We start from the raw sequence: 13,306 nt of genomic DNA, 5'->3' as shown, positions 1-13,306 counted from the left end.
AAAGCGGGACCCGCACCGCGGGTCCCGCTTTCTACACGCCTTACTTGGTAAGGCCCTGCATGATTTCGCGCATCAGGTTGGCGGTCTCGGTGGGCGTCTTGCCGACCTTCACGCCGACGGCCTCGAGGGCCTCCTGCTTCGCGGCCGCCGTCCCGGACGAACCGGACACGATCGCGCCCGCGTGACCCATCGTCTTGCCCTCCGGCGCGGTGAACCCGGCCACGTAGCCGACGACCGGCTTGGTCACGTTCGCCTTGATGAACGCGGCCGCCCGCTCCTCGGCGTCACCACCGATCTCACCGATCATCACGATCGCGTCGGTGTCCGGGTCGTCCTGGAACGCCTGCAACGCGTCGATGTGCGTGGTCCCGATGATCGGGTCACCGCCGATCCCGATCGCGGTGGAGAACCCGAAGTCCCGCAGTTCGTACATCATCTGGTAGGTCAACGTGCCCGACTTCGACACCAGACCGATCCGGCCCTGGCCGGCGATGTCAGCCGGGATGATGCCGGCGTTCGACTCACCCGGCGTGATGATGCCCGGGCAGTTCGGGCCGATGATCCGGGTGGTGCCGGAGGCCTGCGCGGCAGCGAAGAACGCGGCCGTGTCGTGTACCGGCACGCCCTCGGTGATCACCACGACCAGCGGCACCGCGGCCTCGATCGCCTCGAGAACGGCGTCCTTGGTGAACTTCGGCGGCACGAAGATGACGGAGACGTTCGCACCGGTCTCCTTGACGGCGTCGGCGACGGTGCCGAAGACCGGTACCGCCTTGCCGTCGAAGTCCTGGCTCTGGCCGGCCTTGCGCGGGTTCACGCCGCCGACGATGTTGGTGCCGGAGGCAAGCATCCGGGTGGTGTGCTTGGTGCCTTCCGAGCCGGTCATGCCCTGGACGATGACCTTGCTGTCCTTGGTCAGGAAGATAGACATTGTTCAGCGATCCCTTACTTCGCAGCCAGCTCGGCGGCCCGCTTGGCGGCGCCGTCCATCGTGTCGACCCGCTCCAGACCGGCCAGACCGGCCTCGTCGAGGATCCGGCGGCCCTCCTCGGCGTTGTTGCCGTCCAGCCGGACGACCAGCGGCTTGGTGACGTGCTCGTCGCGGCTGGCGAGCAGCTCGAACGCCTGCACGATGCCGTTCGCGACCGCGTCACAGGCGGTGATACCGCCGAAGACGTTGACGAAGACGCTCTCCACCTGGGCGTCGGAGATGATGATCTCCAGCCCGTTCGCCATCACCTCGGCGGACGCGCCGCCACCGATGTCGAGGAAGTTCGCCGGCTTCACGCCGTACTCCTGCCCGGCGTACGCGACGACGTCGAGGGTGGACATGACCAGGCCGGCGCCGTTGCCGATGATGCCGACCGAGCCGTCCAGCTTCACGTAGTTCAGGCCCTTGGCCTTGGCCGCCGCCTCCAGCGGGTCGTCCGCGGACGCGTCCTCGAACTCGGCGTGCTCCGGGTGCCGGAAGTCCGCGTTCTCGTCAAGGGTGACCTTGCCGTCCAGCGCCTCGACGTTGCCGTCCTCGAGCTTGACCAGCGGGTTCACCTCGACCAGCGACGCGTCCTCGCCGATGAAGACCTCGTACAGCTTGACGATCTCCGGCGCGACCGCGTCCAGGATCTCCTCGGGGTACTTCGCCGCCCGGGCGATCTCGCGGGCCTTCGCCTCGTCCACCCCGGTGGCCGGGTCGATCGAGATCTTCGCCACCGCGTCCGGGTTGGTGTGCGCGACCTCTTCGATCTCCATGCCGCCGGCGGCCGACGCGATGCACAGGTAGTTGCGGTTCGCCCGGTCGATCAGGAAGGAGAAGTAGTACTCCTCCGCGATCGCCGCGGCCGGCACGATGTTCAGCGTCTTGACGATGTGGCCCTTGATGTCCAGACCGAGGATCTCGCGGGCCTTCTCCTCCGCCTCGTCCGGCGAGGAGGCCAGCTTCACGCCACCGGCCTTACCGCGGCCGCCGGTCTTCACCTGGGCCTTCACCACGACCCGGCCGCCGATCTTCTCGGCGGCCGCGCGGGCGGCTTCCGGAGTGGTGACGACCTCACCCACGGTCGTCCGCACTCCATGCTTGGCGAAGACAGTCTTCGCCTGGTATTCCATCAAGTCCACGACTGTGGTCCCTCTCTCGCACCTGTTCGAGTAGGCCGCGGCAGGCGGGCAGTTCCCGATGGAGGGCACGGTCGCCGGCGCGTTCCGTCGGCCTGAGACTAGCCACCCCGCCGTCCTCCGCAACAGCCGGGGTACACGCTGAGACGACCGTCACAGCACTCTTGCCCGCTCGTGAAAGGCTGGGCGGCATGACCGATGCAGCGACCAGACCAGCTGACGACTGGTGGCGTAGCGCCGTCGTCTACCAGGTGTACCCCCGTTCCTTCGCCGACGCCGACGGCGACGGCACGGGTGACGTGACCGGCATCCGGGCCCGGCTGCCCTACCTCGCCGAGCTCGGCATCGACGCGATCTGGATCAGCCCGTGGTACCCGTCCCCGCTCCTCGACGGCGGGTACGACGTGTCCGACTACCGGGACATCAACCCCGACTTCGGCACCCTGGCGGACGCCGACGCGCTGATCGCCGAGGCGCACGCGCTCGGGATCCGGATCCTGATCGACCTGGTCCCGAACCACTGCTCCTGGGATCACCCCTGGTTCAAGGCCGCCCTGGCCGCGGGCAAGGGCTCTCCGGAACGCGACCTGTTCTGGTTCCGCGACGGCAAGGGCCCGGACGGATCGGAGCCGCCGACGAACTGGCCGGCCGCGTTCGGCGGGCAGGCCTGGACCCGGATCGACGACGGCCAGTGGTACCTGCACCTGTTCGACGTCAGCCAGCCGGACTGGAACTGGGACCACCCGAAGGTGATCGAGGAGTTCGACTCGATCCTGCGCTTCTGGTTCGACCGCGGCGTCGACGGATTCCGCATCGACGTGGCCGACTCGATGGCGAAGGACGCGACGCTGCCCGATGTGATCCCTGCCCCGAACGGTGAAGTCACCCGGGACAAGTACGAAGGCCATCCGACGTACGACCAGCCGGGCGTGCACGACATCCACCAGCGCTGGCGCCGGATCGCCGACGAGTACGCCGCCACACCGCTCGGACCACGGGTGTTCGTCGCCGAGGCCTGGCTGTCCCCGGCCGACCGGCTCGCGCAGTACGTCCGGCCGAACGAGCTGCACTCGGCGTTCAACTTCGACGCGCTCCAGTGCCCGTGGGACGCCGAAGAGTTGCGGGAGGTGATCGACCACACCACCGAGCACTTCTGGGCCGTCGGTGCACCGGCCACCTGGGTGCTGAGCAACCACGACACGATCCGCCACCGCACTCGCTACGGTCGTGACCAGAAGGACGCGTCGATGCCCGCCGGCACGGTGCCGACCGATCTGGAACTGGGACTGCGCCGGGCCAGGGCGGCCGCGTTGCTGGAGCTCGCGCTGCCGGGCGGGGCGTACATCTACCAAGGTGACGAGCTCGGGCTGCCCGAGGTCGAGGACCTCCCCGAGGAACTCCTCGACGACCCAGTCTGGGAGCGCTCCGGCCACACCGTCCGCGGCCGCGACGGCTGCCGCGTGCCCATCCCGTGGTCCGGCTCCGAACCACCCTTCGGCTTCGGCACCGGCGACGGCCAGCCCTGGCTCCCCCAGCCGGCCGACTGGTCCTCACTCACCGCCGAGGCCCAGGCGTCCGACCCCGGCAGCCACCTCAACCTCTACAAGGCCGCCCTCCGCATCCGCCGCTCCACCGAAGCCCTCGGCGAAGGCCGCCTCAGCTGGGACGAAGACGTCCCCGCCGGTGTGCTCTCCTTCACCCGCGACCCGGGCTTCCGCTGCGTCACCAACCTCAGCGACGCCCCCGTCCCTCTCCCCACCCACAAGACCATCCTCCTCACCAGCGAACCCCTGTCCGGCAACCGCCTGCCGGTCGACACCACCGCCTGGCTCGAGATCTGACCCGGACGGCTAGGCAGTAGCCGACGGCCGGCTACTGCCTAGCCCAAACCGGACGACTGTTTCCCCCGGCTGGACGACTGGTCGCCCGGGTTCGGGCTTTTCAGGGCGGTTCTGTGATGCCGCGGATGATTCCTGCCACCCGCCGACGCCAGTCACCGCTCCTGCCATAGGCCCAGGCTCTCCCGGTTCTGGCACCGCCGTCGGGGGGTGCCGATGTGGTGGGTGAGCCAACCAGAGTGTGGGTTGGCTCACCGGATTCTGGTTGGCCAACCCACCTTGAGGTGAGCTGACCCACCGCAAACGGTCGGCCGGGTCGGCGGCGTCACGGCAACGCCGCACAGGCGGGCAATGACCGGAGCGGGGAGGATCCCTGCTCGATTCGGGTGGGATATCCTCCCCAGTCCGCCGGAAGGCCGGAGTCGTCTGAGCGGCTCCGGCCTTCTGTTTTGTTAGCGGAGGCGGGCGCGATTCTCGCGATCGCGCCGATCCCGTTCCTGCCGGTCCCGGTCCTCGCGGTCCCGGCGCGCCCGTTCCTCACGGTCGCGCCGATCGCGCTCGTCGGAGTCCCGCCGCTCCCTGTCTTCGCGGTCCCGCCGCGCCCGGTCGTCCCGGTCGCGGCGGTCCCGGTCCGCCCGGTTGCGGAACAAGCTCACTTCACGCCACCTGCCGTGAGGCCGGCGACGATACGACGCTGGAAGATCAGTACGGCGATCACCAGCGGGATGGTGACGACCACGCCGGCCGCCATCTGGCTGCCGAACGGTTGGTCGCGTCCCGACGTGCCGGTGAACTGCGAGATCACCACGTTGGCGGTCTGGTACTCCTTCTTGTTCACCATGCTCAGCGCGATCAGGAACTCGTTCCAGGCCGCGATGAAGGTGATGATCGCGGTGGTGAACACACCCGGAGCGGCCAACGGGAGGATCACCTTGCGGAACGCCTGGGCCGGCGTGCAGCCGTCCACCATCGCGGCCTGCTCGAGTTCTCGCGGCATCTGCCGGAAGAACGCGGTCAAGAGCCACACCGCCAGTGGCAACGCGAATGACAGGCTGGGCACGATCATCGCCTGGTAGGTGTTGATCCATTCGATGTTGACGAACAGTTTCTTCAGCGGGATCACCAGCGAGATCCCCGGGAACATCGAGGTGACGATGATGATCGCCAGCACGAAGTTCTTGCCCCGGAACTCCAGCCGGGCCAGGGTGTACGCCGCCACCATCCCGATGATCAGCGTCAGGATCGTCACCGTGCCGGCCACGATCAGGCTGTTCAGCAAACCACGGCCGAACCCGGTACCTGGCTTGAACACGTCGGAGAAATTGGTCAGTGAAACAGGCGACGGAATGATCGTGTTCTCGAACTGGTCGGTCGGCCGCCGCAGCGACGACACCACCATCCAGAAGAACGGCAGCAGGCAGTAGAGCACGATCAGCGCGACACCGATCAGCGGCAGCCACCGCCGGTACCACGGCGCCTCGGCCGCCTTGATGTCGATCGCCCTCGGGGCCTTCTCAGCAACAGCCATCACGCACCTCCTCCTCCGCCGCCGCCACCGGCGGTCAATCCGGCCAACGCGGCTGGGGCCTCCTGCTGCTTGCCCCGGCCTCGCCCGTTCCTGCCGTTCTTCTTCGGCTTCCGCTGGATGGCGTCACCGAACACGTCGGCACCCAGCAACTTGACGAACACATACGCGACCACAGCGACGTAGATGAACAGCAAGGTCGCGTACGCCGCCGCCGGCCCGTACCGGGTCTGGTTGGCTTCGAGGTACGCCAGGATGGACAGCGTCTCGACGGACTCCTTGTTCGGGCCGACAAGCACGAACGGCAGGTCGAAGATCCGCAGCGTGTCGAGGATGCGGAACAGCACTGCCACCAGCAGCGCCGGCTTCACCAACGGCATCGTGATATGGACGAACGTCGACCACACCCTGGCGCCGTCGACCTTGGCGGCCTCGTAGACCTCGTCCGGGATCGTCTGCAGGCCCGCAAGCACCAGCAGCCCGATGAACGGCGCGGTCTTCCAGGTGTCGGCGATGATGACCGACAGCACCGACTGCCAACCCTCGGTGGACCACAGGATCTGGGTGCCGAGCATCTCATTGGCGATACCGTCGGCCTGGAAGATCCACTTCCACAGCAGCGCCGAGACGACGGTCGGGATCGCCCACGGGACCAGGATGCTGGCCCGCACAATGGCGCGGCCCTTGAACGCCTTGTGCATCACCAGGGCCATCGCGACACCCAGGACGGTCTCCAGGACCACACAGGCGACGGTGAAGAACGTGGTGTTGTAGAAAGCGTTCCAGAATCGATCGCCGGTCTCGCCGGAGAAGATCGCCGTGAAGTTGTCGAGGCCCACGAACTCGGAGCCCTGGATGACGAAGCCCGATTCGTCGATCCGTTGACCGCTCGTGTACAGCGACTCGCGCAACGCCGCGAGGATCGGCAACCCGACGACGAGGATCAGCACGATCATCGTCGGCGACAGCAGCAACGCGGCCAGCCGGCCGGTGCCCTCGTTGAACGAGGTCCGCTTGGGCTTCTTGGTGGTCTCCGGTGTCGGTCGCTCGGCGACCGGGGCGGATGTACTCACCTCTGCCTCCTTCTCTCTGCCCGCCTCCAGCGGACAGCGACAGGCCGGGGCCGACGCGCAGCGGTGTCGCTACGCGCCGGCCTCGCCGCTTCGGTCATTGCGTGATGAGCGAACTCAACTTGGTCTGCAGTTCGGCCAACGCGTCCTTGGGTGGCGTCGTACCGGTCAGAGCGCCGTACGCCGCCTCCTGGATCGCGGTGGTGACGTCGCCGTACTTGACCACCTTCGGCCGCGACTTCGCGGTCTCGATCGAGGCCTTCAGCGGAGCCAGGTACGGGAACTGCTTGTTCAGCGCCGCGTCGTCGTACAGCGAGGCCCAGGTCGGCGCCTGCGAGGTCTTCTCGATGTTCGCCTTCTGTCGCTCCTCGCTCGACATGAACTTGATGAAGTCCGCCGCGGTCGCCTTGTTCTTGGCGAACTCCGAGATCGCGTAGTTGTGGCCACCCAGGGTGGACACGCCCGGACCCTTCAGGCCCGGCAGCGGCGCGACCGCGAACTTGCCGGCGATCTTCGACGAGCCGTCGGTCTTACCGGCCAGCGCGTACACGTACGGCCAGTTGCGGTGGAAGAGCAGGTTGCCCTCCTGGAACGCCCGGCGGCCCGGCTCCTCCTGGTAGGTGATGGCGGCCTTCGGGATGAAGCCCGTCTTGAAGCCTTCGGTCAGCGCGGTCAGGCCGGCCAGTGCCTCCGGGGTGTCCACGTTCGGCTTGCCATCGTCACCGACAACGACACCACCAGCGCCGTTGACCGCCTCGGAGAAGTTCACCGTGAGGCCTTCGTACTTCTCGAACTGCCCGGCGTAGCAGCCGATGTTCTTGCCCTCCGGCAGTGCCTTCACCTTGGCACAGGCAGCGACCATCTCTTCCCAGGTCTTCGGCGGCTGCACGCCTGCCTTGTCCAGCAGGTCCTTCCGGTAGTAGAGCAGACCACCGTCCGACGTCACCGGTACGGCGTACAGCTTGTCCTTGTACTTCGCGGTCTCGAGCGTCGACGGCAGCAGCTTGCCCAGGTCAGGGAACTGGTCCTGCGGCAGCTCCGTGACCCAGCGGTTGGCCGCGAACTCGGCCGTCCAGACCACGTCCAGGTTCAGCACGCTGAACGCGTCGGACTTGTTCTGAGCGTTCGAGATCATCTGCGCGCGCTGCTGGTCGGCGGACTCCGGAAGTTCCGAGACCGTGACCTTCTCGTCCGGGTGCTGGGAGTTCCACGCCGCGACCTGGTTCGTCAGGTTCCCGGAGGTGTCCTTGCCGGTGGCGAAGTTGATCGGGCCGCGACCCTCGAGCGCACCCCCGGCCGCGCCGTTGCCTCCACCGCCCCCGTCGTCACCGCCACCACACGCGGTCGCAAGCAGCGCGAGGCTGCTGACGACGGCTGCGAAGGCCGCCTTGCGTGTGTGTGATCGTTCAAACCTCATCGTTTACCTGCCCTCTCCCGATGGGAATTCGCTTGGTCCTGCGTCAGCGGGTCACAGTTCCCCACCACGCTGCGATCCCGCCTGTCCGGACAGTAACCGACGAGGGGGGTGATGTGTCCTGAACCACACACCTTGCCACTCGACAGCCTCTGAACATGGACAGCCGCATGGCTGTATGCGACCGCGATTCGACAGCCCGCACAACCGGGTCTTTCTTAACGATTCGGTATTACCGGTTAGTAACGTGACTGAACGCACGGTATTCGTTCAGAACGACTCCACCCAGTCGCCATCACGCTCCGGAGCGGAACGGACGTTCTCCAGCACGCGAGCGGCGCGCGTCCGGAGCGCCTCAGGCCGGAGAGGCGGAGGCGTCGCCGACGTGGCCGCGGACCCACTCGACGATCTCGGTCGTGGTGGCGCCGGGAGTGAAGATCTTGTGGACGCCGAGCTCGGCCAGCGGCTGCAGATCGGCGTCCGGGATGATGCCGCCGCCGAACACCACGATGTCGTCGGCGTCCCGCTCGGTGAGCAGTTCGCGGACCCGCTTGAACAGGGTCATGTGCGCACCGGACAGCACCGACAGGCCGATCGCGTCGGCGTCCTCGGCGATCGCGGTCTCGACGATCTGCTCCGGGGTCTGGTGCAGGCCGGTGTAGATGACCTCCATCCCGGCGTCCCGCAGGGCCCGGGCGACCACCTTCGCGCCACGGTCGTGGCCGTCCAGACCCGGCTTGGCGACGACGACGCGCAGAGGACTCGTAGCAGGCATGCTCGCAGGCTAACCGCTTCGTTCCTCACGGATAAGACACGGAGGTGTGTGTTCCCCGACACGCCCGGAGGGAACCGGTTACCGTGGAAGAGATCGGACCAATCGGGGGGTCTGGTTGCTGTGAGGAGTCGCCCATGAGTACCTGGCAGGACGACGTACGCGGCGCGCTGGACGGACTCAGGTACGGCGCGCGGTCCGCGCTGTCGCCTCGCGTCCTGCAGGGCGCCGCGGTAGAGATCGGGTGGCTGACCACCCATCTGGCGATGTATCCGCTCGGCCTGGTCAGCGGTTCCGGCTCCCGCACCGAACGACTCAACCTGACCGGCCTGACGCCGGCCCAGCGCGGCCTGCTGGTCCGCGACGTCCGGGCCGCCGGTACGCCGATCCTGCTGGCCCACGGGATCATCGACAACCACACCGTCTTCGCCCTGATGCGCCGGCAACTCGTGCGTCGCGGTTTCAGCAGCATCCACACGTTCTCGTACTCACCGCTGACCTTGGACGTACGCCGTACGGCGGAACGGATGGCGGACGAGATCGAGCGGATCTGCGAGCAGTCCGGGTCGGACCAGATCCATGTGGTCGGGCACAGCCTGGGCGGACTGATCGCGCGGTACTACATCCAGCGGCTCGGCGGTCATGAGCGGGTCCACACCTGCGTCACCCTCGGCACGCCACACCAGGGCACTGTCGCCGCGCGGCTGCTGCCGTGGCCGCTGGTCAAGCAGGTGCGCCCGGACAGCGACCTGATGGCCGAGCTGGCCGAGCCGGCGCCTGACTGCCGGACCAGGTTCGTCGCGTTCTACAGCGACGTCGACCAGCTGATCGTGCCGCAACGGCGGGCCCGGATCGCGCACCCCGATCTGGCGGCTAGTAATGTCCGCGTGAACGGCGTGGGCCACCTGTCCCTGCCGTTCCACGGCGAGGTCGTGCACCGGATCACCGGGATGCTGGCTCAGCTGGACGAGCAGGACGACGAGAACACCGTCGCCTGATCATTGTCCTGACATGCGTAGTTCTGCCTGATGGGGAAGCCTTTTGGGCGCCTTCCGGCAGATGCACGTGCAGGCGCTCATGCAAAGGTTTCGTGAAGGAGACGTGGAAAAGGGGGTGGCAGGGTTTGTCGCCTCGTGACTGATCCGTTATCGTGCGTGGAGCCCGACGGGGAATAAACCCCCGGACGGCGGGAAGAGCACCGGCCCTCCCAAGGCCTCAGCCCCTCCCACAAGCCCCTCCCCTGTGACCGAAAGGCCACGTTGTGTCCCAGCACCGTGCCGCGGGCAACCGCGTCACGCCAGGCAACGCTGCGCGCAATACCGGCGCAGGACGTCACAGTGCCAAGCATCGTGTTGCCAGGCGTACCACCCCGAGTAGTACCCAGATCGTCGGTTTGACCGCAGCCCTCGCTGCGGCGGCAGGAGCTGTCGGGTTCAGTCACAGCTCGCTCGCCTCGCCGACACAGGCGAACTCGGCGGTCAACCTCGCCGCCCTCAGCTTGGACAACGGACAGATGTCCGGGATCACCACCGCACGCATCCAGGCCCGCCAGCTCGCCACCCGTGACTCCTCCCGGGTCCAACTGGCCGGCAACGACACGAACAAGAAGCAGGCCGCCGCCGCTCAGCTGGCCAAGGCCCGGGCCGCGAAGCTCACCGCCACCCAGGCCCTCACCGCCAAGCGCGCCTCCGCGCTGGCCCAGGCGAAGGCCGCGGCGGACGCGGCCGAGAAGAAGGCCCGCGAGTCCGCCACCCGCTGCGAGATGATGGTCTCCGGCTACCGCATCACCGCGACCTTCGGCCAGGGCGGCAGCCGCTGGGCCCGCAACCACACCGGCACCGACTTCGCCGCCCCGATCGGCACCCCGATCCGGACCGTGATGAAGGGTGTGGTGATCTTCGCCGACTGGGCCGGCGCCTACGGCCGCCAGGTCCAGGTCCGGCACGAGGACGGCACCGTCACCTGGTACAACCACATGTCGAAGTTCAGCGTGTCGGTCGGTGAGACTGTGTACGCCGGTGACCAGGTCGGCGCGGTCGGGATGACCGGCAACACCACCGGCCCGCACCTGCACTTCGAGGTCCACCCGGACGGCGGCGACGCGACCGACCCGATGCCGTGGCTGCGCGACCACTGCGGCCTCAACCCGTAAATCCCCAGCAGGTCCCCTGCCCACCTGACTAAGCTGCCGGTCATGCGTCCAGCAGCCGGAGAAGTTCTGCACTTCTCCGAAGATCCGGCCATCGAGGTCTTCCGGCCGCACGTCGCCAAGACGGCGCAGCCGGCCACTCCCTACGTCTGGGCCGTCGGCCACGACCGAGCCCCTGACTACTGGTTCCCGAGGCAGTGCCCCCGCGCGATGGCGTGGGTAGGCCCCTCCACCACTTCCGCCGACCGCGACCGCATCATCGGTGCAGGCTCCGGCACCCGCGTGCACGCCGTCGAATACGGCTGGCTGGACGCGATGCGCTCGGTCAAGCTCTACGCCTACCGCCTCCCCGCTAGCCTCTTCACGGTGAACGATGCCGCGTTCGTCGCGACCACCGAGGTCCGGCCGCTCGGCCCGCCTGAACGCGTCCGCGATCTGTTCGAACTCCATGACGAAGCCGGTATCCAGTTGCGCGTGCTGTCCCGGCTGCACGACTTCTGGGCCGAGGTCACCGCCAGCTCCCTCGAGTGGAGCGGTATCCGGCTCCGGAACGCCCGGCCATGACGTCGTACGGCGAACTCGGCGAAGCCTCCTGGCGCTGGGTGCTCCAGCAGGTGCAGTGGGACGAGGCCGGGCCGTGGATCCCCGAGGCGGCGGGCGGGGACAAGCCGAAGGAGTACACCCACGGCATGCACAGCGGGATCGGCGGGCTCGCGCACACACTGGCGGAGATCAAGCTGACCCGCGCCTGGACCACCGAGGAAGCAGAGCTGGCCGGCGCGATCGCGGACCGGATCCGCTCCGCGCTCCCGACCGAAGCCTCGATCACCTACTTCGACGGTCTGGTCAGCGGCATCGGCGTACTCACTGCCCTCGGCGAACCGGGCTCGCAGGCTGCGCTGGACCGGATCGCCGAGCTCAGCATCGACAGTGGGTGGCACGAGAGCTTCCTCGATCCACCGACGTACCTGCCGGACGCGGTCGGGAACGACGTGACGCTCGGCACCGGCGCTGTCCTGCTGGGCGCGCTCTGGGCCGGTCGACAGGGCGAGGACGCCCACTCACTGGCAGAGCGAGCCGCCGACCTGCTGATGGCCGAGAAGGAAGAGCCGGCGAACTGGCAGTTCATCCCGCGCCGCTTCTGGACCGAGCCCAGGGGCGAGATGCCGAACTTCTCGCACGGTCTGGCCGGCATCGCGACAGTCCTGGCGTTGGCAGGCGTCGAACTCAAGAGACCGGACCTGATCGAGGCGGCCCACGGCGGCGCCGAGCACCTGGTGACGCTCGGGATCAACGACGACAAGGGTTTCCGGGTGCCGCGCGTCATCCCGTGGGCGGAGCGGCATGGCGACGAGTACACGTACAACTGGTGCCACGGCGGCCCTGGTACGTCGCTGCTGTTCCGCGCACTCGAGTACGCCGGGGTGGACAAGGTGGCCGGTGAGACGCCGCCCGTCTGGCATCGGCGGTGTCTGGACAGCGTCCGCTACTCCGGTGTGCCCGAACGGCTCCACCCGGGCTTCTGGGACAACGACGGACGCTGCTGCGGTACGGCGGGAGCCGGCGATGCGTTCCTGGACGCGTGGCACCGCGACCGTGACGAGCAGGACCTGGAGTTCGCCGTACGGCTCGGGGATGCCCTGGTGGAGCGGGCGTTCCACGACGACGGCACGGCGTACTGGCGCTTCGTCGAACACCGCAACGAGGAGCCGCTGCTGCCTCCGGGTGTCGGCTGGATGCAGGGTGCGGCAGGGATCGCGGCGTACCTGTTCAGGCTGCAGCGCACGCTCGACGGTGGCACCGACGCGGTCGAGCGGATGGAGAACTGGTGGGCGCTCTAGCGGCGCCAGACCTCCGCTGTCGTCAGAAACGCGGACGAACCGGGCTTGTCGGGTGAGCCGTCGACCTGGACGAAACCGGGGACCGAGGCACCGCCGATCGAGACGGTCGCGGACCGGACCGGGGCGATCACCAGGCTGAGGCTGTGGTTGCCCTCGGCGAGCTGGAAGTTGTCGGTGGCGAACAGCCGCCGGTCGAGGACGCCGCCCATCTCGATCTGGATGTCGGCGGCCTTGGCGCTGAGGCCGTCGGCCAGGTTCATCGACACCTGGACCAGGTCGCGTTCGACCGCCGGCTCGTGCCAGGGCAGGCCCTGGACCTCGAGGAACGAGCGGACGAAGTAGCGCTCCAGCCAGGCGGCCAGATCGACGTCCTCGGACACCACCCGGACGATCCCGTCGAACCAGAGGACGACCGCCGTACCGGCGCCGCGGATCGACCAGTCGACCATCCAGATCGACGCGTACGCCGTCACCTTGCCGGACTCGTCGAACAGCCGCAGCCCAGGGTTGGCTCCCGCCAGGATGATCCGGCGGTTACTACCTGCTACCGACTTGGACACGGGGGGACGCTTCCGGGGGAGGGCC

General features: G+C 68.0%; 13 protein-coding genes. 5 read left to right on the top strand and 8 right to left on the bottom strand.

What is annotated here, in order from left to right; genetic code table 11:
- Positions 1 to 40 precede the first annotated feature (40 nt).
- A complete protein-coding gene (gene sucD, locus V9K99_RS23990) occupies positions 41 to 931 on the bottom strand; it encodes a succinate--CoA ligase subunit alpha (protein WP_337012399.1) in 891 nt (296 codons plus the stop codon).
- A 14-nt stretch (positions 932 to 945) separates the two neighbouring features.
- The gene (gene sucC, locus V9K99_RS23985; protein ID WP_337012401.1) at positions 946 to 2,115 is read right to left on the bottom strand and encodes an ADP-forming succinate--CoA ligase subunit beta; all 1,170 of its coding nucleotides are present in this window, start codon (positions 2,113 to 2,115) and stop codon (positions 946 to 948) included.
- Between the two features lie 188 nt (positions 2,116 to 2,303).
- Between sucC and V9K99_RS23980 the strand changes: the two genes are divergently transcribed.
- Positions 2,304 to 3,953 carry a glycoside hydrolase family 13 protein gene (locus V9K99_RS23980; RefSeq protein WP_337012403.1) on the top strand — a complete coding sequence of 550 codons (1,650 nt, stop codon included), beginning with the start codon at positions 2,304 to 2,306 and terminating at the stop codon, positions 3,951 to 3,953.
- A 449-nt stretch (positions 3,954 to 4,402) separates the two neighbouring features.
- Here the strand turns inward: V9K99_RS23980 and V9K99_RS23975 are convergent, their stop codons facing one another.
- The 5 genes from V9K99_RS23975 to V9K99_RS23955 form a co-directional block, all read right to left on the bottom strand.
- Entirely contained in the window at positions 4,403 to 4,606 is a 204-nt protein-coding gene (locus V9K99_RS23975) for a hypothetical protein (RefSeq protein WP_337012405.1), read from the bottom strand.
- Positions 4,603 to 5,481 carry a carbohydrate ABC transporter permease gene (locus tag V9K99_RS23970; RefSeq protein ID WP_442914777.1) on the bottom strand — a complete coding sequence of 293 codons (879 nt, stop codon included), beginning with the start codon at positions 5,479 to 5,481 and terminating at the stop codon, positions 4,603 to 4,605. The genes V9K99_RS23975 and V9K99_RS23970 overlap by 4 nt, the downstream gene beginning before the upstream one ends.
- Positions 5,478 to 6,548 (bottom strand): carbohydrate ABC transporter permease, encoded by a 1,071-nt coding sequence (locus tag V9K99_RS23965; RefSeq protein ID WP_337012408.1) that lies wholly within the window; start codon positions 6,546 to 6,548, stop codon positions 5,478 to 5,480. The genes V9K99_RS23970 and V9K99_RS23965 overlap by 4 nt, the downstream gene beginning before the upstream one ends.
- A gap of 94 nt (positions 6,549 to 6,642) precedes the next feature.
- Entirely contained in the window at positions 6,643 to 7,962 is a 1,320-nt protein-coding gene (locus V9K99_RS23960) for an ABC transporter substrate-binding protein (protein WP_337012410.1), read from the bottom strand.
- A 352-nt stretch (positions 7,963 to 8,314) separates the two neighbouring features.
- Entirely contained in the window at positions 8,315 to 8,734 is a 420-nt protein-coding gene (locus tag V9K99_RS23955) for a cobalamin B12-binding domain-containing protein (protein WP_337012412.1), read from the bottom strand.
- A gap of 134 nt (positions 8,735 to 8,868) precedes the next feature.
- On the opposite strand from V9K99_RS23955, the gene V9K99_RS23950 reads away from it, so the two are divergent.
- The 4 genes from V9K99_RS23950 to V9K99_RS23935 all read left to right on the top strand — a co-directional run bounded on the left by V9K99_RS23950 (position 8,869) and on the right by V9K99_RS23935 (position 12,721).
- Positions 8,869 to 9,729 carry an esterase/lipase family protein gene (locus V9K99_RS23950; protein WP_337012414.1) on the top strand — a complete coding sequence of 287 codons (861 nt, stop codon included), beginning with the start codon at positions 8,869 to 8,871 and terminating at the stop codon, positions 9,727 to 9,729.
- Between the two features lie 395 nt (positions 9,730 to 10,124).
- Complete coding sequence (locus V9K99_RS23945; protein WP_337012416.1) at positions 10,125 to 10,883, top strand: M23 family metallopeptidase; 759 nt, start codon at positions 10,125 to 10,127, stop codon at positions 10,881 to 10,883.
- Positions 10,884 to 10,925: 42 nt separating this feature from the next.
- The gene (locus tag V9K99_RS23940; protein ID WP_337012418.1) at positions 10,926 to 11,444 is read left to right on the top strand and encodes a DUF6886 family protein; all 519 of its coding nucleotides are present in this window, start codon (positions 10,926 to 10,928) and stop codon (positions 11,442 to 11,444) included.
- Positions 11,408 to 12,721, top strand: a complete 1,314-nt coding sequence (locus V9K99_RS23935) for a lanthionine synthetase LanC family protein (protein ID WP_337012420.1) — start codon at positions 11,408 to 11,410, stop codon at positions 12,719 to 12,721. Before V9K99_RS23940 ends, V9K99_RS23935 begins: the two co-directional genes overlap by 37 nt.
- Here the strand turns inward: V9K99_RS23935 and V9K99_RS23930 are convergent.
- Positions 12,718 to 13,281 carry a hypothetical protein gene (locus V9K99_RS23930; protein WP_337012422.1) on the bottom strand — a complete coding sequence of 188 codons (564 nt, stop codon included), beginning with the start codon at positions 13,279 to 13,281 and terminating at the stop codon, positions 12,718 to 12,720. The two genes, V9K99_RS23935 and V9K99_RS23930, sit on opposite strands and share 4 nt — an antisense overlap.
- Between the last annotated feature and the right edge of the window lie 25 nt (positions 13,282 to 13,306).

Origin of the sequence: Kribbella sp. CCNWLW201 (assembly GCF_037203805.1) — a bacterium.
Taxonomy (GTDB): domain Bacteria; phylum Actinomycetota; class Actinomycetes; order Propionibacteriales; family Kribbellaceae; genus Kribbella.
The sequence above is the reverse complement of the archived record's forward strand: the minus strand, read 5'-3'. Positions and strand labels throughout refer to the sequence as shown.